Annotated in this window: 22 protein-coding genes; 13 read left to right on the forward strand and 9 right to left on the reverse strand. The window is 70.6% G+C overall.

From position 1 onward, the window contains the following. Positions 1 to 8 precede the first annotated feature (8 nt). Positions 9 to 731 (forward strand): DUF4191 domain-containing protein, encoded by a 723-nt coding sequence (locus ABEA34_RS19030; protein ID WP_345523083.1) that lies wholly within the window; start codon positions 9 to 11, stop codon positions 729 to 731. Here ABEA34_RS19030 and ABEA34_RS19035 read toward each other — a convergent pair. Further along, complete coding sequence (locus ABEA34_RS19035) at positions 728 to 1,561, reverse strand: SCO4651 family lipoprotein (protein ID WP_345523085.1); 834 nt, start codon at positions 1,559 to 1,561, stop codon at positions 728 to 730. The two genes, ABEA34_RS19030 and ABEA34_RS19035, sit on opposite strands and share 4 nt — an antisense overlap. Before the next feature lie 68 nt (positions 1,562 to 1,629). Next, entirely contained in the window at positions 1,630 to 2,034 is a 405-nt protein-coding gene (locus ABEA34_RS19040) for an RDD family protein (RefSeq protein ID WP_345523086.1), read from the reverse strand. Between the two features lie 188 nt (positions 2,035 to 2,222). Between ABEA34_RS19040 and glnA the strand changes: the two genes are divergently transcribed. Next, positions 2,223 to 3,641: a type I glutamate--ammonia ligase gene (gene glnA / locus ABEA34_RS19045; protein WP_345523087.1), complete on the forward strand. Its 1,419-nt coding sequence runs from the start codon at positions 2,223 to 2,225 to the stop codon at positions 3,639 to 3,641. A 618-nt stretch (positions 3,642 to 4,259) separates the two neighbouring features. Beyond that, positions 4,260 to 4,682, forward strand: coding sequence for a hypothetical protein (locus ABEA34_RS19050; protein WP_345523088.1), 423 nt, complete (start codon positions 4,260 to 4,262; stop codon positions 4,680 to 4,682). A 222-nt stretch (positions 4,683 to 4,904) separates the two neighbouring features. Here ABEA34_RS19050 and ABEA34_RS19055 read toward each other — a convergent pair whose 3' ends face one another. Beyond that, positions 4,905 to 5,291 carry a hypothetical protein gene (locus ABEA34_RS19055; RefSeq protein WP_345523089.1) on the reverse strand — a complete coding sequence of 129 codons (387 nt, stop codon included), beginning with the start codon at positions 5,289 to 5,291 and terminating at the stop codon, positions 4,905 to 4,907. 426 nt (positions 5,292 to 5,717) lie between these two features. Between ABEA34_RS19055 and ABEA34_RS19060 the strand changes: the two genes are divergently transcribed. From ABEA34_RS19060 to ABEA34_RS19070, 3 genes are all read left to right on the forward strand, one after another. Beyond that, the gene (locus tag ABEA34_RS19060) at positions 5,718 to 6,338 is read left to right on the forward strand and encodes an MBL fold metallo-hydrolase (RefSeq protein ID WP_345523090.1); all 621 of its coding nucleotides are present in this window, start codon (positions 5,718 to 5,720) and stop codon (positions 6,336 to 6,338) included. A gap of 212 nt (positions 6,339 to 6,550) precedes the next feature. After that, positions 6,551 to 6,682, forward strand: coding sequence for a hypothetical protein (locus ABEA34_RS19065; RefSeq protein WP_345523091.1), 132 nt, complete (start codon positions 6,551 to 6,553; stop codon positions 6,680 to 6,682). 460 nt (positions 6,683 to 7,142) lie between these two features. Beyond that, a complete protein-coding gene (locus ABEA34_RS19070; RefSeq protein ID WP_345523092.1) occupies positions 7,143 to 8,672 on the forward strand; it encodes a sensor histidine kinase in 1,530 nt (509 codons plus the stop codon). 22 nt (positions 8,673 to 8,694) lie between these two features. On the opposite strand, the gene ABEA34_RS19075 is transcribed toward ABEA34_RS19070, so the two are convergent. Continuing rightward, complete coding sequence (locus ABEA34_RS19075) at positions 8,695 to 8,928, reverse strand: DUF2630 family protein (RefSeq protein ID WP_345523093.1); 234 nt, start codon at positions 8,926 to 8,928, stop codon at positions 8,695 to 8,697. Positions 8,929 to 8,972: 44 nt separating this feature from the next. Here ABEA34_RS19075 and ABEA34_RS19080 point away from each other — a divergent pair, with 44 nt between their 5' ends. After that, complete coding sequence (locus ABEA34_RS19080; RefSeq protein WP_345523094.1) at positions 8,973 to 10,553, forward strand: Na+/H+ antiporter; 1,581 nt, start codon at positions 8,973 to 8,975, stop codon at positions 10,551 to 10,553. A 47-nt stretch (positions 10,554 to 10,600) separates the two neighbouring features. Then, positions 10,601 to 11,368 (forward strand): class I SAM-dependent methyltransferase, encoded by a 768-nt coding sequence (locus ABEA34_RS19085; protein WP_345523095.1) that lies wholly within the window; start codon positions 10,601 to 10,603, stop codon positions 11,366 to 11,368. Between the two features lie 2 nt (positions 11,369 to 11,370). On the opposite strand, the gene ABEA34_RS19090 is transcribed toward ABEA34_RS19085, so the two are convergent. Beyond that, on the reverse strand, positions 11,371 to 11,910 hold the full coding sequence (locus ABEA34_RS19090) for a flavodoxin family protein (protein ID WP_345523096.1): 540 nt from the start codon (positions 11,908 to 11,910) through the stop codon (positions 11,371 to 11,373). A 203-nt stretch (positions 11,911 to 12,113) separates the two neighbouring features. On the opposite strand from ABEA34_RS19090, the gene ABEA34_RS19095 reads away from it, so the two are divergent. Further along, complete coding sequence (locus ABEA34_RS19095; protein ID WP_345523097.1) at positions 12,114 to 12,548, forward strand: CBS domain-containing protein; 435 nt, start codon at positions 12,114 to 12,116, stop codon at positions 12,546 to 12,548. Here the strand turns inward: ABEA34_RS19095 and ABEA34_RS19100 are convergent. Continuing rightward, positions 12,526 to 12,894, reverse strand: a complete 369-nt coding sequence (locus ABEA34_RS19100) for a metallopeptidase family protein (protein WP_345523098.1) — start codon at positions 12,892 to 12,894, stop codon at positions 12,526 to 12,528. The genes ABEA34_RS19095 and ABEA34_RS19100 overlap by 23 nt on opposite strands. A gap of 36 nt (positions 12,895 to 12,930) precedes the next feature. On the opposite strand from ABEA34_RS19100, the gene ABEA34_RS19105 reads away from it, so the two are divergent. Further along, positions 12,931 to 13,215 (forward strand): hypothetical protein, encoded by a 285-nt coding sequence (locus tag ABEA34_RS19105; RefSeq protein WP_345523099.1) that lies wholly within the window; start codon positions 12,931 to 12,933, stop codon positions 13,213 to 13,215. A 3-nt stretch (positions 13,216 to 13,218) separates the two neighbouring features. Here the strand turns inward: ABEA34_RS19105 and ABEA34_RS19110 are convergent, their stop codons facing one another. Then, positions 13,219 to 14,403 (reverse strand): MFS transporter, encoded by a 1,185-nt coding sequence (locus ABEA34_RS19110; protein WP_345523100.1) that lies wholly within the window; start codon positions 14,401 to 14,403, stop codon positions 13,219 to 13,221. Between the two features lie 78 nt (positions 14,404 to 14,481). Between ABEA34_RS19110 and ABEA34_RS19115 the strand changes: the two genes are divergently transcribed. The 3 genes from ABEA34_RS19115 to ABEA34_RS19125 all read left to right on the forward strand — a co-directional run bounded on the left by ABEA34_RS19115 (position 14,482) and on the right by ABEA34_RS19125 (position 18,068). Next, entirely contained in the window at positions 14,482 to 16,848 is a 2,367-nt protein-coding gene (locus ABEA34_RS19115) for an ATP-binding cassette domain-containing protein (RefSeq protein WP_425576895.1), read from the forward strand. A 91-nt stretch (positions 16,849 to 16,939) separates the two neighbouring features. Continuing rightward, positions 16,940 to 17,794, forward strand: a complete 855-nt coding sequence (locus tag ABEA34_RS19120; protein WP_345523102.1) for a universal stress protein — start codon at positions 16,940 to 16,942, stop codon at positions 17,792 to 17,794. 37 nt (positions 17,795 to 17,831) lie between these two features. Beyond that, the gene (locus ABEA34_RS19125; protein ID WP_345523104.1) at positions 17,832 to 18,068 is read left to right on the forward strand and encodes a hypothetical protein; all 237 of its coding nucleotides are present in this window, start codon (positions 17,832 to 17,834) and stop codon (positions 18,066 to 18,068) included. Between the two features lie 22 nt (positions 18,069 to 18,090). On the opposite strand, the gene ABEA34_RS19130 is transcribed toward ABEA34_RS19125, so the two are convergent. Both ABEA34_RS19130 and ABEA34_RS19135 read right to left on the reverse strand, forming a co-directional pair. Then, the gene (locus ABEA34_RS19130) at positions 18,091 to 20,253 is read right to left on the reverse strand and encodes a DUF4394 domain-containing protein (RefSeq protein WP_345523106.1); all 2,163 of its coding nucleotides are present in this window, start codon (positions 20,251 to 20,253) and stop codon (positions 18,091 to 18,093) included. 45 nt (positions 20,254 to 20,298) lie between these two features. After that, positions 20,299 to 21,429, reverse strand: a complete 1,131-nt coding sequence (locus tag ABEA34_RS19135; protein WP_345523108.1) for an Rv3169 family protein — start codon at positions 21,427 to 21,429, stop codon at positions 20,299 to 20,301. Positions 21,430 to 21,457: the final 28 nt, after the last annotated feature.

Genomic DNA, 21,457 nt, shown 5'->3' on the forward strand with positions numbered 1-21,457 from the left:
ACCAGAAGATGGCGAAGGACCCGAAGCCCGTCGACCCGGACAAGATGAGCCGGACCAAGCAGTTCGTCGAGACCTACCGGATGGCGTCCAAGTCGGACCCCCGCCTCGGCCTGTGGATCCTCGGCTCGTTCGTGCTCGGTGCGGCCGTCGGCTTCGCCGTCTTCTTCTTCCTGCTGCCTGCCAGCGGCATCCTGCACGCGGTCATCTCCGTGGTCGGCGCGCTGCTGCTCGGCACGCTGCTGGCGATGATCGTCTTCGGCCGGCGCGCCCAGAAGGCGGCGTACAGCCAGATGGAGGGCCAGCCCGGAGCCGCGGCCGCCGCGCTGCGGATGCTGCGCGGGCGCAGCTGGAAGACCGACCCCGTCATCGCGTTCACCAAGCAGCAGGACGTCGTGCACCGGGTGGTCGGTCCTCCCGGCATCATCCTGGTCGGCGAGGGCAACCCCCACCGCCTCAAGCAGCTGATGCTCAGCGAGCGCCGCAAGCACGAGCGGGTCGCCTCCGAGATCCCGATCCACGAGGTCGTCTGCGGCAACGACGCCGGTCAGGTCCCGCTCTCCAAGCTCGCGCGCCACGTGCAGAAGCTCGGCCGCCAGGTGAAGCCCGCCGAGATGACCGACGTGCTCTACCGGCTCAAGGCGCTCGACGCCAACCGCTCGGCGATCCCGATGCCCAAGGGCCCGATCCCCACCAGCATGAAGGGCATGCGCGGCCAGCAGCGAGGGCGCTAGCCCCCCGTCGTCCCGCCGCCCATCGAGCCCAGGTCGGGCATCTCGGTGATGTCGGACGCCGGCGGCGCCTCGATCGTGACGTCCTTGCCCCAGTCGGAGGCGCTCAGGTCGACCGTCGACTCCGAGCCAGCGACCGGCAGCTCCATGTGCATCTTGGACAGCCGGTTCTCGTCATCGAGCCAGACGTCGTAGGTGATCGAGTCGGGCAGCTGCGCCGACGCCTGGGCCGGCAGGTCCATCGCCTTCGACACGCGCGCCGGATCGACCGTCAGCTCGTAGTGACCGTCGCCGGCGTACGTGACCCGGTCGATCGCGGGCTCGATCTGCTCCAGGGTCCTCGCCGGGTCGAGCTGGTCCAGCGCGTGGCCCATGTCGCCCAGCGGGCTGTCGTCGGCCGAGGGATCCAGCTTCCAGAACTTGCCGGCGGACATCCCCCCGAGCTTCATGTAGAAGATGCCGTCGACGTACCTCACCTCGGTCGCCGTGCCGGACCCTGCCATCGGCAGGTCCATCGTCATCGCCATCGCGGGCGGGTCGGCGGTGTAGTCGAGGTCGCCCTCGCCGCTCATCTCCCCCATCGACCCGAGGCCGACCTTCATCGTCACGTGGGCGGTCGTCGACGCCTTGAGCCCGTCGGAGATCGTGTCGACGAAGTCGGCGGGGTCGACCTGGTCGCCCTTGTCCAGGTTGGCCAGGACGGCGGCGGCAGCGGGATCCTCGGCCGTCGAGCCGGAGCCGTCCGACTCACCGCATCCGACGAGACCCACCGACAGGAGGGAGACGACAGCGAGCGCGGCGGCGGTACGACGGGGGCGCGGGAGACGGGCCACGGCGGATCCTTCCGAGAGGGGATGCCACCCAGCATGCCCCCGCGGTGGTGAGCGGGAAACCGTCGGCGTCAGGCGTGTGGAGAAGCGACCTGGACCGTGACCGTCGCCGTCCCGGCGGCGATGTCGTGCAGGCCGCGCCGGTCCGGCCGGAAGACCAGCGGCGGGATCACCAGGGCGACCAGGATCGCGCGGGCCAACGACCGGAGCGGGTCGAGCCGACCGCCGTTGTCGACCCGCACGACGCGCAGCCGGGTGGCCATCTTGCCGAACGAGCCGCCGACCGTGCAGGTGAGCACCGCCGACTCGAGCACGAAGAGCAGCAGCGTGTACGTGCTGCCCGGGCCGCCCGTCGTACCGAAGACCGGGGTGAAGAGGCTGACCACTGCCAGGCACGCGAACCAGTCGACCAGCAGGGCGATCACCCGTCGCCCCCAGGACGCGGTCTCGTACGGCAGGGCTGCGGTTGCTGACACGGTGGACAGCGTAGGACGGCGCTCGCGGACGCCCTCCTGCTGGGCACCTGTTACACGGGGGTAATAAACCCGATACGGTCAAGAAACGACCCGTACGTAATTTCAGGCTGTCCGGCGCAGTGCCGCTCCGGGCTGTCGATCCAGCACGCACGTCGGCCGGCGCCAGCACGCGCGGCCAAGGAGGACGAATGTTCCAGAACAGCGACGAGCTGCTCAAGTACATCAAGGACGAAGGCGTCGAGATGGTCGACGTACGCTTCGTCGACCTGCCCGGCATCGAGCAGCACTTCACCGTCCCGGTCTCGTCGTTTGACCAGTCGGTCTTCGACGACGGCCTCGCCTTCGACGGGTCCTCGATCCGCGGCTTCCAGGCGATCAACGAGTCGGACATGGCGCTGTTCCCGGACCCGACCACGGCGTACCTCGACCCCTTCCGCACGGCGAAGACGCTGAACCTGAGCTTCTTCATCCACGACCCGATCACGGGTGAGGCCTACTCGCGCGACCCGCGCAACATCGCCCGCAAGGCGCTGGCCTACCTGGAGACGACCGGCATCGCGGACACCGCCTTCTTCGCCCCCGAGGCGGAGTTCTACATCTTCGACAGCGTCCGCTACTCCACCTCCGCCAACGAGGGCTACTACCACATCGACTCGGTCGAGGGCTGGTGGAACTCGGGCAAGGAGGGCGACAACCTCGGCTACAAGACGCGCTTCAAGGGTGGCTACTTCCCCGTCGCGCCGTACGACCACTACGGCGACCTGCGCGACGAGATGGTCAAGAACCTCGAGGCCTCCGGCCTGCTCGTCGAGCGCGCGCACCACGAGGTCGGCACCGCCGGCCAGGCGGAGATCAACTACCGCTTCGACACGCTGCTCAAGGCCGCGGACGACGTGATGAAGTTCAAGTACCTCATCAAGAACACCGCGTGGAACAACGGCAAGTCGGTCACCTTCATGCCGAAGCCGATCTTCGGTGACAACGGCTCGGGCATGCACGTGCACCAGTCGCTGTGGACCGGTGGCGAGCCGCTCTTCTACGACGAGACCGGGTACGGCGGCCTGTCCGACATGGCCCGCTGGTACATCGGCGGCATCCTCAAGCACGCCCCGGCGCTGCTGGCGTTCACCAACCCGACGGTGAACTCCTACCACCGCCTGGTGCCGGGCTTCGAGGCCCCGATCTCGCTCGTCTACTCCTCGCGCAACCGCTCCGCCTCGGTCCGCATCCCGATCACGGGCTCGAACCCCAAGGCCAAGCGCATCGAGACCCGCTTCCCCGACCCGTCGGCGAACCCGTACCTCGCGTTCTCCGCGCTGCTCCTGGCCGGTGTCGACGGCATCAAGAACAAGATCGAGCCGCCCGCCCCGATCGACAAGGACATCTACGAGCTCCCGCCGGACGAGATGGCCGAGATCGCCCAGGTGCCGACCTCGCTCGACGCCGTCCTCCTGGCCCTCGAGGCCGACCACGACTTCCTCACGGTGGGCAACGTCTTCACGCCCGACCTGATCGAGACGTGGATCGACTACAAGCGCACCCACGAGATCGCTCCCGTGGCCCTGCGTCCGCACCCGCACGAGTTCGAGCTCTACTACGACATCTGATGCCTGACGCTGGTTGAGGTGCGAGGCGCGCCAGCGCCGAGCCTCGAAGCTATCGTCTGACCTGCAGAAACACTGAGATGTCCATCGCGGACATGTACGGCTGTCCACGGCTCGCATGTGTACCCGATGTGTACCGCAACCGCCGGCCCCGGCCTCCTCGCGAGGTCGGGGCCGGCGGCGTTTGCGGGGTTGAAGTGAGACCGGCAGACCGCAAGCTCGTGACCATTCAACTCACTCACGCATGACCACAGTTGGTACGTCGAGCGGCGTGACGTGACCGAGGCGACGAGGGCGCTGCACACCGCCCAGATCGACGCAGGTCCTCGTAGTCGGACGGGCGGAAGTGCAGCCTTGACGCTCACCGCACGCTCAGAAGACCCGTGTCCGCAACACTTCTGCCCGTTCAGGTACGAGATACCGCCGAGTGCGGCATTACACCGTGAGTCGGGCTCCCGATCCGACAGCGACTGTGGCGCGCTCCACCGCGATCAGTTGATCGCGTGGTGGAGGGCATCGGGCACGAGACGGTGGGCGTGCGCTGACTGGCGTCTCGGAAGCACGAAGTCGGGTGTTGTGGTTCGATTGCGGTCCAGACCGAAACGTTCAGGTGGAGTCTTGGTGAAGAAGTTCGCGTTCGGTCTGATCGCTGCGGTCCTGCTGTCGACTGGCCTCTTTGGAGGCTCGATGCAGACCGCCTCCGCTGGCGGGTGCGTACCCGAGCCCTATGCGCCAGATTCTTGCGGGCGTGTCGCCTTGAAGGTCGCGGTCCCTAAGGTCGTCGAGCAAGGCAAGAGGCCGGCCCTATCGGTGGCTGTCGTGTCACGGGGCGGGGTGAAGCCCCAAGGGACGGTCACGGTCGCCATCACGGGACCGAAGGGCTTCAAGACGACGAAGAAGCACGCCTACGAGGGCACTGCCCTCCGCTTGAAAGGCCCGAAGTTGAGGAAGAAGGGCACTTACCGTGTGACCGTGATCTTCGTGTCCGACAACTTCGAGGACGCGAAATCGACCACCAGTTTCAAGGTCAAGAAGAAGCTCTGAACACTTGCAGCTGGCTGTGTCGATCGGTCTGGCGGTGTTGGGCGAGGAGCGCCACGATCTGGAGGTCGGTGTTCTGCGGGGTGGTTTTCAGCTGCAGCCTTGACGCGATGAAGTTCCTGCCGAGTTCCTGAGCGTCTTGGCCGTGAGGCGCGTGTTATCGCCGCCTGTCGGCCGCATGGATCTGCCGATGAGCGAGCGTGCGAGACGATGTCGAATCCGGTGTCACGCAGGCGGTGCGAGCTGGCCGATCTCGCTCACCTGGCGTTTCGACTTGGGACAGACCCACGTGGCGGTGTTGCCGTTCGCTACGGCGGCCATCGGATGGTTCTTAGGATGCTCCGGGCACTGGGGCCAGTTCGTCACTCGTGGCTCGGCCAGCTCCACGACCCACTCCTGCACCTGATCAGCGAGCATGGCAATCTGCGCTGCCTCCGATGCACCTGTGTCGATCCAGACCCCCATGCCGGTGAAGTCTGAACTACGCAACATTGCCGACTCCGCCCCGGGATAGTCCTGCCAGTCGGACTCCTCGACCAGCGGGACCGGCGCACCCGTCTTCTTGAGGTCGTGAAGCAGAAGGGTCATCGCCGAGGCAAGGTGGGCGCGCATCATCGGAGTATGGCCCGAGCGGTCGATGGGGACCGCTTCTCATCCATCCGGGCATGCCGCCGGCGCTGCGCGGTCCTGCCGATCAGCGGGCGACGGGGAGTCAGTGATGCTTCCGGAGGGTCAGCTCGCCAGTCATGCACCGTCGTCCCGGCACGATTCCGGGAGCGTCACTCCGCCGACTCGCGCACCCAGCACGTTCCCGCCGTCCACGTCGATTTCGCCCCCCACGACGTCCTTGCCCTCGTCCGGAACGTCGATGGTCAGGGGTCAGCGTCCACCAGCTCAGTGCCGCCGGGCGCGGGTCGCGGACCGATGAGTCTGCTCCCCAGCACAGGTCGTAGCCGTCGTGAAGAGTCAGCGAGGTGGGCACGACCAAGGCTGCGGGCAGCGACGCAGGGCGACACGAGCTGGGGCGGGAGGGGGCAAATGACTGACCCGACCACCGTGACGCCAGTGCTGACAGCCGACTTTGGAATCGAGGCCGGGAGCGGCGGGCGCATGCCCGTCTATGTGCACCTGATCGACCACAGGGGCACTCGCATCCTCGTAGACACCGGCATCAAGGATCAGCACCCGGCCCTGTTCGACATGGACCCTCGGCTGCGCGCATGGACCGAAGAGGTCGAACTCGCCAGCATCGACATCGTGGTCAACACCCATCTGCACGCCGACCACTGCGGCGGGAACCACTTGTTCGAGTCGCGCCCGGTCTATGTCCAGCGCCGAGAGCTTGACGATGCGCTCTCACTCGAGGACTACACGCTGCGCGAGTGGGTGGAAGCACCAGGTGTGCGCTACACAGCGGTCGACGGCGAGACCGAGATCGTGCCCGGCATCAGACTCCTGCCCGCACCCGGACACACCGATGGCTCGCAGATCGTTGTCGTCGACAGCGGCGAACAACGCCTCGTCATCGCCGGGGACACCGCAGTGTGGTTTGGTGAGCTTGACGAACCAACCACCGAGGGTCAGAGGCTCATCACGACGCTCCGCCCCGACGCAGTCTGGCTTTCGCACGAGCACCTTCCCTGGAAGCCGTCGACCTAGGCCGCGCCCCGCCAGGCCGGACGACAAAACCCGACCACGCCGCGTCACGGACTGACACGCGACCTTGCCGCACGGCGGGCTCCGCCCCTCCATACTGCAATCCGCGCGTTCCCTGGGGGCGTCATATCGCCGCTATGGACGCGGTGCCCCTGGCCCGCACGGCAGGCAAGTCAACTCACAGGGAAGTGGCCCCGAACGGCAGACCGCATCTCGTGCTCGACCTCATCGCGTTCTGCCTGGGACGTCAATTGGTCGCGATGGTCGAGCAGCGTGACCAGCACTCGGCCCAAGGGACCTTGGTCGTCCAGGTCAGTGACCCGTTCGGCCCGTTCTACGACATCTAGTCGTAGCCCTCGATCGAGGCCCTCGCCCTGCCGTCCCGCGGTGGAGCGGGGGCCTCTTTCGCATGTTCGCCTGCGCAGCTGAGGTACGCGAGGGCAGGTCGTCCACCACGAGACGTCCGATTGCTACGAGCCGTTCGAGCTGTGAGCGGCTGAACTCCCGTGAATTGTGACATCGGCGGACGCCAGCGGCCGCCGCCGTCGATCACCCACCCGGGCCGCGCGGCTGCGCTGGTTGGGACAGGCCCGCGAAGGGTAGAAGGAGGGTGTCGCCTTCGCGCGACATCGGGGTTCCGGGACCCAGGAACCTAGGAGAACACATTTGCTACAACCACAAGGGGTCCCGGTCGCCAACAGCAGGCTGACCGTCCTCGCCGTGTGGCAGGCACCAACCGTCATTCTCACCGTCTTCGCGGTCATCGGCCTGTGGCCCGACCCAGCGGTCGAGCATCGGCCTCTCACGTTGATCGCACCACTGGCCCTCCTGAGCGCATCGACGCTCGCTCTGGTCCTGGTGCGGTGGGAGGACTGGGGTCCGCGTCAACGGGTGATCATCCCGGCCACCGACGTCGTCGCCCTGACACTGCTCCAGATCGGGGGCGTGGCGGTCATCCCGACGATCGCGCTGCTCACGATCCTGCCCCTGGTCTGGCTCGGGTTCGAGCTTGCCTGGGCGGGCGTCGTCGCCGCCTTCGCCAGCGCTTGCCTCGTCGGTGGCTACTCCTACGTCAGTCAGGACGTCTGGCCCACCACCCGGCTGGCATGGGTCGACACCCTGCTGCTGCCGCTGGTCGCCCTGTCCCTCATCGTGGTCGCGCAGATCGTGTCCACCATGCTGCGCCACAACCGCAACCACCTGCTCACGAACACGACCGAGCTGCGTGCGGCCCTCCAGTCGGCGAACGACCAGGTCACCGTCGCCCAGGCCGTGCTGGACACCGTCGGTGCCGCGGTGTGGTTCTACGGCCCCGACGGCGAGCTCAAGCTCGGCAACGAGCACGGAGAGACCTTCGCCAGGATCGGCGGGTTCAAGCTCGACCAGCCTCCCTACGCCGGGGAGCACGTGTGGACCGCCGACCGCACGCACCGGATCGCGCTCGAGGACCAGCTGGTGCCGACCGCACTGCGCGAGGAAGAGGTCGCGAGCCACCTCGAGTGGTGGGGGTCGAGCGGGCGCCAGGTGGCGCTCGTCGCCGGATCGCGCCGGGTACGCCGCGCGGACGGAACAGCCCTGGGTGCCGTGGTCGCGGCCTGGGACATCACCGACCTGGTCGAGTCCCTCCGCGTGCGCGAGGAGTTCCTCGCCACGGTCTCCCACGAGCTGCGCAGCCCGCTGACCTCGATCATGGGGTACCTCGAGCTCGCCCAGGACGCACTCGAGCCAGGCTCTCCGGCCCTGGCTCCCCTGGCCGTCATGACCCGCAACGCCGAGACCCTCCGTGACCGGATCTCCACGCTCCTGGTCGCCAACCGCGATGTCCACGCGTCGGTCGAGCCCGTCCTCCAGGAGGTCGGCCCAGCGGTCGCGGAGGTCGTCCTGCGTCACCGCCCGGCCGCCTCGAGAGCAGGTGTCAGGATGTGGGCGGACCTTCCGGACGGCGTCACCGGGCGGATCGACCCCCCTCAGTTCGACCAGGTCGTCGACAACCTGATCTCGAACGCCATCAAGTACACCCCCGCCGGCGGGAGGGTCGACGTCCAGCTCCACGACCTGCCCGGAGGGTTCTGCCTCACCGTCACGGACACCGGTGTCGGGATGAACGAGGTCGAACGGCGCCAGGCGTTCGACCGCTTCTACCGCACCACCAGCGCCCGCGACAGCGCTGCCCAGGGCATCGGCGTCGGTCTCTCCATCGTCCGCGACATCGTCCGCGCGCACGGCGGCGAGATCACCCTCGACCCCGCACCCAACGGCGGCACCATCGCCACCGTGATCATCCCCCACGAGCCGATCACGGCCGACGACCTTCCCCGATCACCGCGGATCGGCTAGTCCCGGATCCCGCCGGGCCCACCTACTGGAGGTAGCCCTCCACCTGGGACTCCGGCTGCTCGGTGACCTCGGAGTCGTCCTTGCCGAACTCCCGGGCGGCCTGTCGGCGGCGCAGCAGGTCCCACGCCTGGTCGAGCTGCCGCTCGAGCTCACGCAGACGCTGCACGTGCTCGGGGGACGCGCCGCTGTCGCGGAGCTGGTGCTCCTCGTCGACCAGGGCGGTGATGCGCTGGTGGATCTCGTCGTCTTGGCTCATGCCTCATCCTCCACCGAGCCGGTCGATTCGGCCACACTTGGTCCGTGCTCGGACTCGAGATGGTCGTGCTCCTGGGAGTCGCCCTGGTGGCGTGCGGCGCGCTGGCGCGCCGCTACCCGATCGCGCCCGCGATCCTGCTGGTGCTGGTCGGCGTCCTGGTCGGCTTCGTCCCGCACCTGCGCCACGCGCAGCTGCCCCCGGAGGTCGTGCTGCTGCTCTTCCTGCCGGCGCTGCTCTACTGGGAGAGCCTGACCACGTCGCTGCGCGAGATCCGCAACAACCTGCGGGTCGTCGTCCTCACCAGCACCGCCCTGGTGTTCGCGACGGCTGGTGCGGTCGCGGTGGCGGCGCACGCGCTCGGCCTGGCGTGGGGTCCGGCCTGGGTGCTCGGCGCCGCGCTCGCGCCGACCGATGCCACCGCGGTCGGTGTGCTGGCGCGCGACCTGCCGCGGCGCACCGTGACCGTGCTGCGCGCCGAGAGCCTCGTCAACGACGGCACCGCGCTGGTGCTCTACGGCCTGGCCGTCGGCGTGACGGTCGGCGAGGAGCACCTCACCGGGTGGCACGTCAGCTGGCTGTTGGTCCTCGCGTACGGCGGGGGCGTGCTGGCCGGCGGGCTCGTCGGTCTCGTCAGCTGGCAGGTACGCCGCCGCATGGACGACCCGATGCTCGAGAGCATCGCGATGCTGGTGACGCCGTTCGCGGCGTTCCTGCTGGCCGACAGCATCCACGGGTCCGGGGTGCTCGCGGTCGTGTCCTGTGGCCTCTTCATGAGCCAGGTGACGCCGCGGATCACCGGCGCGGCGACCCGACAGCTCATCCTCCCGTTCTGGGCGCTCTCGACGACGGTGCTGAGCAGCGTGCTCTTCGTCCTCGTCGGCCTCTCCGCGCAGTCTGCGTTCCGGGGCCTCACCAGCACCTCGCTGCTCCGCGCCCTGGTCGACACGCTGGTCGTGACAGCTGTCGTGATCGGGGTGCGGTGGGCGTGGACCTACACCACGCCGTACCTGATCAGGCTCGTCGACCGCCGCCCGCAGCAACGGCTCCGGCGGGTCGGTGCCCGTCAGCGCACGGTCAGCGCGGTGGCCGGCTTCCGCGGCGCCGTCTCGCTCGCCGCCGTCCTCGCGGTGCCGCACACGGTCGACTCCGGTGCGCCCTTCCCGGACCGCGACCTGATCGTGCTGATCACCTGTGGCGTGATCGTGCTGACGCTGCTGCAGGCGCTGCTGCTGCCGGCCGTGGTGCGGTTCGCGCGGCTCCCCGACGACAACTCGGTCGCCGAGGAGATCCAGCTCGCCGAGGAGCTGACCCTCGACGCGGCCATCGAGGCCGTCGAGGCCACCGCCGCCGAGCTCGGCAGCGGCGAGCACGTCGTCGCGCGGGTCCGGCACGAGCTGGGCAAGCAGCGCACGCTGCTCGCCGCCTCGGGGTCCGAGGGCGATCCGGTCGTCCAGCACGACGACCAGTACACGAGCCTCCAGCTCGCCCTCATCGGCCGACGGCGCGAGGCGCTGCTCGAGCTGCGCGACGCGCAGCGGATCGACGACATCGTGCTGCGCCGGGTCCAGGCACGGCTCGACATCGAGGAGGTGCGCATCTCCCGGACCGACCCGCTCGTCGAGTGAGGCCGGCCCGCAGGCGTACGCACCCTCGCCGCGGGGAACCAACAGGTGTGCACGCACTCCTCCGTCGACGTCCCGACACGACCTCCGACTACACCACCAGTCACCTCGGGCGCGGCTCCGACTACGACGACGGCTTCGCCGAGATGCCGATGCGGGCCCTCATGTGGGAGCTGGAGCAGGCGGTGCTGCGCGACCTCGTGACCATGACCGGCGCCCGCACCGTGCTCGACCTCGCCTGCGGGACGGGCCGGATCACCGAGCTCCTGGTCTCCACGATGCCGGGTTCCGACATCGTCGGCGTCGACGTCGCGGACTCAATGCTGGCCGTCGCGCGCGAGCGGGTGCCGTCGGCCGACTTCCGGCAGGTCGACGTACGCGCCCTGAGCACCGTCGTCGACGACGGGTCGGTCGACCTCGTGAGCGCCTTCCGGTTCTTCCCCAACGCCGACCCTGCGCTGCGCCACGACGCGGTCGACGCCATCGCTGCGGCACTCCGGCCGGGCGGCTACCTCCTCGTCAACAACCACCGCAACTTCTGGTCCAGCTCCTACCTCGGCCGCCGCGCCCGCTCCGGGGTCGAGGCGCCAGGCGCGACCAACGCCGAGGTCGTCGGACCGTTGCTCGACCTCGGCTTCACCCCGGTCGCCCGCCACTCGCTCGGGGTGCTCCCGCAGGCAGACGACCGTGCGTACGGCGTCTCGACCACCACAGCAAGCCGGATCGAGCGGTTCAACGCCCGTCGGCTCAGCTCGCGGCACACTGCCGGGACCAACACCATCTGGCTGCTGCAGCGAGACCCTGGGCGCTCGAGGTAGGGCTAGCCGGCGACGTGCTGCGCCGCCGGCGCACCGGTCGCCAGGGCCGAACCCCAGCCCTCCGCACGGTCCCGCTCCCCCGCGACGAGCGGCCCCTTCACGTCGTTGACGTAGAAGGAGGCGCGCGCCGCGACGACGAACCCGTGCCGCCTCAGGGCGCGTGCCATCGCGCCGGCCGCCGAGCCGGGCCAGTGGCGGGCCTTGCTGATGCGGGTGTCGAAGACGGCGACCGCGGGCCGGTCCTCGGTGGTCGGCAGGCTCTGGTCGACGCCGTCGAGCCACTCGCGCATGCCGCTGTGGAGCTGTCGGGGGTCCGCACCACGCGAGACCGCCTCGGCCCTCGACTGCGGGCGGCTCATGGTCAGGGCATGGGTCGGCGCGGCGAGGACGAGCAGGTCGCACCCGGCCAGCGTGCCCGGCGCCAGCAGCCCGACGTCCGACACGGCGACCTCGGCGCCGGCGGTCCTCAGGCCCTCCCCGACGGCAGCTGCCAGCTCCTGGGTGTTGCCGAACATCGACTCGAACACGATCACGGCCCTCATGGTCGCCACCTCTCGTTGCCGCTCGCCGCCCGATGCGGTGCTCCCATTCGATTGCGCCTGGGCCGCCGACCCCAGGGTCGTTCGCACCGGTTGCCGGGTGCCGAAGGTCCCGACCGCGACGACCTCCGGCCCTCCCCTGGCCGAGCGCGGGGGCCGACCCTGAAGGTGGAGGCACCGGCCTCCCCTCCGAAAGGGGTCTCGTCATGAAGACAGCTGCACGGATCGCCGGAGCGGACGTCGTACCGGTCGCCGCCCTCATGTCGCGACGCGTCGTCGGGATCAGGTCGGACTGCGACCTGCGCGGCGCCGCGGAGACCTTCGCTCGGACCGGGCTGCGTCACCTCGTGGTGGTCGAGCCGGACCGCAAGGTCCTCGGCCTCGTGACCGCGGAGCGGATCCTGCTCACGCTCGGCACGAGCGGTGCGGCCGGACGGGTGGGTGACCACGTCGAGGATGCCGCCGTCCGGGTGGCACCGCACGACGACCTGCGTACGGCGGCGAGCGCCATGCTGGACGCCGTGGTGGACGCGGTCGTGGTCACCGAGCTGTCCGGCCGGGTGGTCGGCGTCCTCACCTGGTCCGACGTCGTCGCGCACGTCGCCGGCCGCGACCCGGTCAGGCCCAGCCGAGCTCCCTGAGCTCCGTCTCGGACATGCCCATCGCGTGGCCGACCTCGTGCACCAGGACCGTGCGGACGCGGGCGGGCACGTCCTCGATCCGGGCGCAGACCTCGACGATCGGGATCCGGTAGAGCGTGATGGTGTCCGGCAGGGTGCCAGGTGCGCGCCCGTAGTGCGACGTGCGCGGCACTCCGCGGTAGAGACCCAGCAGCAGCACGCCCGGGCGCCGTTCGGACTCCGCCTGCTCGTCCTCGACCAGGACCGCGATCTCGTTGACGACGGGCAGCACCCAGTCCGGCAGCGAGTCGAGGGCGTCGACGACCATCTCCTCGAAGGCGCTGAGCGGCACGGAGCTCGGATCCACGTCTCGAGTATGCGGACCGCACCTGAGGGGCACCGGGTGGACGTGGCTGTGTGTCTGGCGTGGATCGGTGACCCGGGTGCCGTCGACCTCGTGATGGGCTCCCCTGGGCCGTGGCGTGAGGTGCTGGAGACGGCGCCGGGCCTGCTGCTGATCGAGAGCGACGAGTCGCTGTCGCGCGTCTACCACGAGGTGAAGTGGCTGCTGCCGGACGGCTGCGCCCTGCTGGTGGCGCCGCTGGCCGAGCGGCCCAAGGCCCGGGGCGTCGCGGCGGGCACGGTGTCGTGGCTGCGCCGGCTGCCGTTGCCGCGCAGCGGGACCTGAGCGTCAGAGGTCCCGACCGCCAGGTGGGAAGGCCGAGCGAGATAGCAGGGCGAGGATCGCGGAGGCGGCCACGATCACCGCTGCGACCCCGGCCACCCAGGTGAGTCCCGAGGACGCCATGACGGCTCCCCCGAGGGCGGCTCCTCCGGCGATGCCCGCGTTGCTGCTCGCGTTGATCCAGGCGCCGGCCGTTTCCGGTGCGCTCGCCGCCGTACGCACCGACGCCGACTGGTAGAGCGAGGCGGCAGGGCCGAAGGCGGCCAGCCAGACCATGCCTGCGGCGACGACGAGCGCGAGCCGCGGGTACGCCAGCGCCGTCGCGCCGCACCCCACCGCCATGAGCAGCGGGACGAGGATGGCGCTGCCGCGCGGCCGCCGGTCGAGCTGGGCGGCCGTGATGCGCAGGCCGACGAGCCCGCACACGCCGAAGAGCAGCAGCGTGGGGGCCACCCAGCGCTCGGACGCGCCGGAGTCGAGCAGCAGGACGCTGACGTAGGTGTAGAGGACGTAGGTGCCGAGGTACGTGAGGCCGTTGGCGGTGACCACGGAGGCGAGGTCCCAGCGGCGACCCGGGTGCCGGTCCTCGTCGTCGCGCGGCCCCTCGACCGGAGGCAGCACGACGACCGCCATCACCAGCACGAGGCCCACCAGCACGGCCATGGCACCGAACGCGACGCGCCATCCCAGGGCCTCGCCCACTGCCGTCGACAGCGGTACGCCGAGGACCAGTCCGCCGGACACGCCGACCGAGGCGAGCGCCATCGCCCGGCCGGTCTGCGTCGGTGGGACGAGCCGCGCCGCGTAGCCGATGCAGACCGAGAAGAAGAGGGCGTGGGTGATGCCACCGACGACCCGGCCCGCTGCGAGGACGCCGAAGGTGGGCGCGACCGCGGCGACGACGTTGCTCACCCCGTAGCCCCCGACGGTGACGAGCAGGACCGGCTTGCGCGGCAGCCGCCGGGTGGCGAGCGCGAGCGGGACCGACAGGACGGCGACCATCACGGCGTACGCGCTCACGAGCAGCCCCGCCGTGCCGGTGCTGACGTCGAACGCGGAGCTGATCTGCGGGAGGAGGCCGACCGGGACGAGCTCCGTCGTCACGGCGGCGAAGACGGCGACGGCGAGCACGAGCAGCCCGGTGCGCGCCGAGCCGAGCCCACCGTCCGTGGGCTGGCGTGGTGGGCTCACGACACCACCCTGTCACTGTGCCCGGCGCGACAGGCCCGCGGCCGGGTGGGCAGGCGCCGGAGCGGGTACAACGTAGGAGTGACCTCCGATGCAACCGACCACTTCGTGCACGTCCGCGGCGCCAGCGAGCACAACCTCCGCAACGTCGACGTCGACATCCCGCGCGACGCCATGGTCGCGTTCACCGGCGTCTCCGGCTCGGGGAAGTCGTCGCTCGCGTTCGGGACGTTGTACGCCGAGGCGCAGCGCCGCTACTTCGAGTCGGTCGCGCCGTACGCCCGGCGCCTGCTGCAACAGGTCGGCGCACCGCACGTCCAGGAGATCAGCGGGCTGCCGCCGGCGGTGGCGCTCCAGCAGCGACGCGGTGCGCCCACGGCCCGGTCATCGGTCGGCACCATCACCACGCTCTCCAACCTCCTGCGGATCCTCTACTCGCGTGCGGGTGACTACCCGACCGGGGCAGATCACCTGGCGGCGGAGGCCTTCTCCCCCAACACCGTGGCCGGCGCCTGCCCGCGCTGCCACGGCCTCGGGGTCGTGCACGACGTCACGGAGGAGCTCCTGGTCCCGGACCGGTCGCTGAGCATCCGCGAGGGCGCGATCGCCGCCTGGCCCGGCGCGTGGCAGGGCGCCAACCTGCGCAGCATCGTCACCGGGCTCGGCATCGACATCGAGAAGCCGTGGAGCAGGCTCGCGAAGAAGGACCGCGACTGGCTCCTCTTCACCGACGAGCAGCCGTCCGTCCTCATCAAGCCCGAGCGCGACCGGATCGACCACGGCTACTACGGCAAGTTCTGGAGCGCGCGCAAGCACGTCCTGCACGTCCTGGCCGACTCCAAGAGCGACCGGATGCGCGAGCGCGCCCTGCGGTTCGTCGAGGACGCGCCGTGCCCCGAGTGCCACGGCAGCGGGCTCCGGCCGGAGGCCCTCGCCGTCACCTTCGCCGGGCTCTCGATCGCCGAGGTCAACGACCTGCCGTTCGCCGAGCTCGCCGCGCTCCTGCGACCCGTCGCGGAGCTCCCGGAGGAGACCAACGAGGTCGCGGTCCGGATCTGCAGCGACCTGGTCGCTCGGGTGGAGGTGCTGCTCGACCTGGGCCTCGGCTACCTCAGCCTCGGGCGCAGCTCGACGACCCTCTCCCCCGGCGAGGCGCAGCGCCTGCGCATCGCGACCCAGCTGCGGTCGGGGCTCTTCGGGGTCGTCTACGTCCTCGACGAGCCCTCCGCCGGCCTGCACCCGGCAGATGCGGAGCCGCTGCTCGACGTGCTGGACCGGCTGAAGGCGTCGGGCAACTCGCTCTTCGTCGTCGAGCACGACATGGACGTCGTACGTCGCGCCGACTGGGTCGTCGACATCGGCCCCGGTGCCGGCGAGGCGGGCGGCCGGGTGCTCTACAGCGGCCCGGTCGCAGGCCTCGAGGACGTCGTCGAGTCGCCCACCAGCGCCTACCTCTTCGACCGCGCGGAGCGGCTGGAGCACGACCTACGCGACCCGCAGGGCTGGCTCGACCTCACCGGGGTGACCCGCCACAACCTGCAGGACCTCTCCGTCCGGATCCCGCTGTGCGTGATGACCGCGGTCACCGGGGTGTCCGGCTCGGGCAAGTCCACCCTGGTCAGCCAGGTGCTCGCCGAGGACCCGGCGGCCGTCGAGTCGTTCGACCGGCTGGTGCTCGTCGACCAGCGGCCGATCGGCCGGACCCCGCGGTCCAACCTGGCCACGTACACCGGGATGTTCGATGCGGTCCGCAAGCTCTATGCCGCGACGGACGAGGCGCGGGCGCGCGGGTACGACGCCGGGCGGTTCTCCTTCAACGTGGCGGAGGGGCGCTGCGAGACCTGTCAGGGCGAGGGCTTCGTCGCCGTCGAGCTGCTGTTCCTGCCCGGCACCTACGCGCCGTGCCCCACCTGCCACGGCTCGCGCTACAACGCCGAGACCCTGGAGATCACCTACCGGGACAAGAACGTCGCGGAGGTCCTCGGCCTGTCCGTCGACGACGCGGCGAAGTTCCTCGCCGACGTCCCCGCGGCCGCCCGCAGCCTGGAGACGCTGCGCGACGTCGGCCTCGGCTACCTCCGGCTGGGCCAGCCGGCCACCGAGCTCAGCGGCGGCGAGGCCCAGCGGATCAAGCTCGCGACCGAGCTCCAGCGCGCCCGGCGCGGTCACGCGCTCTACCTGCTCGACGAGCCGACCTCCGGGCTGCACCCCGCCGACACGGCGCTGCTGCTGCGCCAGCTGCACCGGCTGGTCGACGCCGGCAACACCGTCGTCCTGGTCGAGCACGACCTCGATGCGATCGCCACCGCCGACTGGGTCATCGACCTCGGGCCCGGCGGTGGGGACGCGGGCGGCCAGGTGGTCGCGACCGGTACGCCGGCCGACGTGGCGACGGCCGAGGGCAGCGCGACCGCGCCGTACCTCGCCAAGCGGCTGGCCCGCCGCTGACGCACGCACCCGCAGCCCGCAGGACCTTCGGCCCGGACATCGTGGACCCTCGCCGCTGACGCCGAGGATCGGCGCGGCCGACGGTGGATCCATGGAACTCCGATCTCTCCCCGCGAACGCGGTCCCGGCCGGCGCCATCGTCGTCGGCGTGGACGGCTCAGACCACAGTGACGCCGCCGTGGCGTGGGCAGCGGACCAGGCTGCCCTCGACGGTCTGCCCCTGGTGCTGGCGCACGCGATCAGCACCCTCGGCACGACCGTCACCGCCTGGTCGGCGGCCGAGTCCGCCGCCGAGCACGTCGCCCGCCGTCATCCGTCGGTGGTCGTCCACCCGACCACGGTGGAGGGCGACCCCCGCCAGGTGCTGCTCGACCTCTCCCGCAACGCCACGGCCATCGTCGTCGGCTCCCGTGGTCGCGGCCCGGTGCGCAGCCTGCTGCTCGGGTCGGTGAGCGCCGCGACGGCTCGGCACGCGTCGTGCCCGGTCGTCGTCGTGCGTCCCCATCACCCTGGCATCGTGCGACGCGGCGTCCTGGTCGGTGCGGACGGCTCTCCTGCCTCGGCGCCCGTCCTGGAGTTCGCGTTCCGCACGGCGTCCCAGCGCGGACTGCCGCTCACGGTGATGCACTGCGTGTGGGACCCGGTGGCCGCGGTGGGGACGCCCTTCGTCGTCGCGTCCGACGGATCGGACGTGGAGGACGCCCGCCTGGTGCTCGCCGAGTCGGTCGCCGGGCTGGGCGAGAGGTACCCCGACGTGCACGTGACGCAGCAGGTCGCTCGTGGCCTGCCCGGGCCCTGCCTGGGACAGGCTGCGGACTCGATGGACCTGCTCGTGGTCGGCCGACGACAGGCCGGGGTCTGGTCGCGGGCCGTCGACGGAGACGTCTCGCACGACGTGGTCGAGCACGCGCGCACCGTGGTCGCGGTGATCCCGGAAGCCCCGTGACGGCGTGGCCCGGACCCACGCTGGGTACGGCGAGGTCATGACCTCACCCCGCGAGTCCCACCCCACGTCTGGATCCGACACCGAGGGACAGGTCTCCGAGGTGGCGAGCTTCAAGGCTCCCGGCGAGGAGATCTCGCCCGAGGACTCGGTCGCCGGAGCGCCCCAGGGCGAGAGCGGCAAGGCGGACGAGGGCCCCACCGGTCCCGACGCCGTCACCAACGAGAAGCGCCAGGACCGGCACCCCGACAAGGACGACGTCGAGACCACCGGCTGACCCCACGCGCCCGCCGGGGCGCCTACAGCTTCTTCTTGCTCAGCTTCACCTTCACCGTCGTCGTGCGCTTGGCGGCCTCGGGGCCGGTAGGCGCGGTGATGGCGACCTTGGCGGCCAGGGTCTTCCTCTGCTTGAGGAGCTTCACGCCCCCCTTCGACAGGGTGACCTTGAGCCGCGTGGACTTCCCGCGGGCCGTCTTCACCGTGGCCTTGCCGACGACGGCGGACCTCGTCCTCGTCTTGCCCTTGACCTTGACCTTGTACGTCGCGGTCACCTTGATCGTCGTCGTGCAGGACGTGGACAGGAAGGCGCTCGGGCAGGCGAGGGTGCGGCCGGTGTCGACCGTCTTCTTCACCTGCTTGGTCGCACCGGCCTTGGTCAGGCTCGCCGGGACGGCCACCGGCGGCGGTGGCACCGGCCGGTTGGCGCCCGCCTGGCCGAGGGTGAGGCTGCGCAACGAGACGGCCGAGGGCAGGTCGCCGACGTTGGTCGCCCGGGCGCTCGCGAGGTCGATCGCGTACAACCGCGCCGTGCCGCCGACGAGGAGCACGGCGTACGCCGTACCGGGCACGTCCTCGGGGATGTCGAGCCCCACGAACGGCGCCTCGAAGTCGAGGGCCGCCGCGCCGGCCTTCACGGTGAGCGGGTTGGTCAGCGTCCCGCTGTTGGGCGGGTCGACGACGACCAGCTGGTTGAGGACGGGCTCGAGCGCGTAGAGCGTGGTCGTGGCGCCGAGCGTCGACAGGTTGCGGCCGAAGCCGTTGGTGTAGGCGATGGCGCCGAGCCCGAGGCCGGGGCTGCCGTCGGGGTTGACCCCGGCGACCGCGGCGTTGCCGTCCACCGCAGCCCCGGTGACCGGGTTGACCCGAGCGTTGAGGTCACCGCCGGCCGTGACCCGGACGCGGTCGACGACGGGGTTGACGTCCAGGGCGTAGGCGGTCGTCGACGGATCCGGCAGGTCGACCGTGGTGGCCCCGTCGTCGACCCAGGCGAGGAGACCGAAGGAGCCCCCGACCCGCGTGAGCACACCCGATTGCGGGTCCACCACGTAGAGCGTCCCGGTGTCCGTCGCGGCGTTGACGCCGAGCCCGAGGAGCTGCCCGGTCTGCGGCCGCCACGCGATCGCAGCCAGGGTCTCCCCCGCCCCTAGGGCGGCGAGGTTGAGGGCCTGCGTGGTCGTCGTTGCCGGGGTGACCGTCGAGAATCGGACCAGGGTGGTGCCGTCCGTGCTGAGCCCGATCGCCGGGTAGCCCTCGTCGACGTCGCGCTGGAGAGCCAGGCCCTGCACCGGGGTGGTGCCCGTGCCGATCGTGCCGATTGCTGTCGCGGCGCCGGTGACAAGGTCGACCGTGTAGAGCGAGGTGCTGCCACCGACGGACAGGACGGCGTACCCGCTCCCGCTCGCGACGGGTGTGTTGCTCGCCGCGGTGTTGACGCCCGAGGGGATGTCGAAGCCGTCGACCCCGGTGAAGTCCAGCGCGCTGCCTCCGAGCGTCACGCCCTGGATGAGCATCTGGGTCCCGTTGTTGGGCGGGTTCTGGATGTAGAGGGAGTTGCTGGCGGCGTCGAGCGTGTAGAGCGTGGTGACGTTGCCGTTGTTGGGCACGTCGTTCGTGTACGCCGCGGCGTCGATCGTCGTCGTGCCGCCGTTGACGGGGCCGTCGGGGTTCGTGCCGGCGGCGCCGGTGTTGCCGTCGACCGCGGCACCGGTGGTGGGGCTGACCCGGAAGTTGAGCCCGCCGGCGGTCACCCGGACCCGGTCGGCCGCCGGGTTGACGTCGAACCCGTAGCCCACGGTGCTGGGGTCCGGCAGGTCGATCACGGTCGACCCGTCGAGCGTGAACGCGACGCTCCCGGGCGTGCCCACCGCGGCGGCGAAGCCGTCCTGCGGGTGCACGACGTACAACGTCGCGGTGTCGGCGGTCGCGTTGACGCCGAGCGCGTAGAGCTCGCCGTTCTGCGGTCGGACGTCGAGGCCGACGAGGGTCTCCCCCGCCCCCACACCGGTGATGGCCTTCGACTCCGGCGTCGCTGGATCGGCGATGTCGAAGCTGAGCAGGTCGGTGCCGGAGAGGGCGTACGCCGTGAAGGCCGGCTCGGCGTGGGCCGTCGAGATAGTGGCGCCGACGACGGTCAGGCCGGCCAGGGCGACCGCCCCGGCCGCGATGAGCGAGAGAGTGCGCATGCCGCAGCGTAAGACGGCCCTGCGGGCGCCGTCCCGGGAATCGGCTCAGGGCGCGTTGGTGAACCAGTCGTCGAACCCGGTCGGCTTGTGCAGGCCGATGACGCCGTGCTCGTAGAGTCCCCAGCCCACCTTCGGCTCCTGCCCGGCCTCGCGCCAGGTGGCGCGCCCGACGTTGTCGGTGAGCCCGAACGCGACCCGGCCGACGACCTGTGGGTCGGTCATGTCGTACGTGACCCGCTCGGACCAGCCCTCGCCGCGCCACTGCCCGTGCGACCAGTCGGAGTCGCCGCCGTAGCCACCGCCGACGTGGATGGCGAGGGGCAGCAGGGACTCCAGGTCCACCTCGACGTCGACGCCCTCCTGCGTCCGGAAGCTGAGCATGCCGTCGATCGGGGTCCGGGTGCCGCTGCGGTAGCTGGTCGTCACCAGCGGCCAGCCCAGCTGCTCGGTCCGGCCGTCGGGCCACACCCGGTGGCAGTCGTTGAGGATCCGGTTGCCGTCGGGCTCCTCCTGGATGATGACGACCATCGCGAAGTCCTCGAAGGCGATCGGCACGTAGAGCCACCACATGCCGTCGAACGGCGGGTCGGCCGGCTTGCCCGCCGGCTCGGCCTCGCCGATCGGGCGGGCACCCCAGGACCGGTCCCGGGTGCCGATCCAGCGATCCGGAGTGACGTCGTACGTCGTGCCGTCGATCGTCAGCGAGCCCTCCCACGACCCGACCTGCGCGAAGCGCTGCGCGTCGAGGATCGCCCGGTGGCCACCGGCGCGCATGATGTGCCGCGCCTCGGGGATCGCCGGGAAGAGCCCGCGCCACGTCATGTCGAGGGAGATCCCCTCGGTCTCCTCGATGACCAGGCGCGAGGTCTTCAGCGGCTCGACCACCTCGATGCGGTAGTTGCCGACGTGCTGGTTGAGCCGGTCGCTGTCGATCTTGTCCCCGAAGTGCAGCGCGGTCTGCTCGTCCCCGCGGCGGATCAGCAGGAAAGCGTCCTTCGTGCCGAGGTTGGGGTAGTAGCCCATCCCCGAGATCAGGAAGATCTCGCCGCTGCGGTCGTGCGCGTTCCAGTAGGACCGGTCGTAGAAGTTGCGGTCGGTCCCGACGTACTCGATCGGGGCCGCGATCTGGTGGATCGGGTACTCGTCGAGCGGGAACACGCCGGGGACATCGGGCATGGCAGGACCTCCAGGTCAGGTTGGGGCG

It is taken from the genome of Nocardioides conyzicola, assembly GCF_039543825.1.
GTDB classification, from domain to species: Bacteria; Actinomycetota; Actinomycetes; order Propionibacteriales; family Nocardioidaceae; genus Nocardioides; species Nocardioides conyzicola.

Coding starts and splice junctions, on each gene's coding strand:
- ABEA34_RS19030 (WP_345523083.1), top strand. CDS start 9: ATGGCGAAGGACCCGAAGCCCGTCGACCCGGACAAGATGAGCCGGACC.
- glnA (WP_345523087.1), top strand. CDS start 2,223: ATGTTCCAGAACAGCGACGAGCTGCTCAAGTACATCAAGGACGAAGGC.
- ABEA34_RS19055 (WP_345523089.1), bottom strand. CDS start 5,291: ATGCGCGCCCACCTTGCCTCGGCGATGACCCTTCTGCTTCACGACCTC.
- ABEA34_RS19060 (WP_345523090.1), top strand. CDS start 5,718: ATGACTGACCCGACCACCGTGACGCCAGTGCTGACAGCCGACTTTGGA.
- ABEA34_RS19075 (WP_345523093.1), bottom strand. CDS start 8,928: ATGAGCCAAGACGACGAGATCCACCAGCGCATCACCGCCCTGGTCGAC.
- ABEA34_RS19090 (WP_345523096.1), bottom strand. CDS start 11,910: ATGAGGGCCGTGATCGTGTTCGAGTCGATGTTCGGCAACACCCAGGAG.
- ABEA34_RS19095 (WP_345523097.1), top strand. CDS start 12,114: ATGAAGACAGCTGCACGGATCGCCGGAGCGGACGTCGTACCGGTCGCC.
- ABEA34_RS19120 (WP_345523102.1), top strand. CDS start 16,940: ATGGAACTCCGATCTCTCCCCGCGAACGCGGTCCCGGCCGGCGCCATC.
- ABEA34_RS19125 (WP_345523104.1), top strand. CDS start 17,832: ATGACCTCACCCCGCGAGTCCCACCCCACGTCTGGATCCGACACCGAG.
- ABEA34_RS19130 (WP_345523106.1), bottom strand. CDS start 20,253: ATGCGCACTCTCTCGCTCATCGCGGCCGGGGCGGTCGCCCTGGCCGGC.
- ABEA34_RS19135 (WP_345523108.1), bottom strand. CDS start 21,429: ATGCCCGATGTCCCCGGCGTGTTCCCGCTCGACGAGTACCCGATCCAC.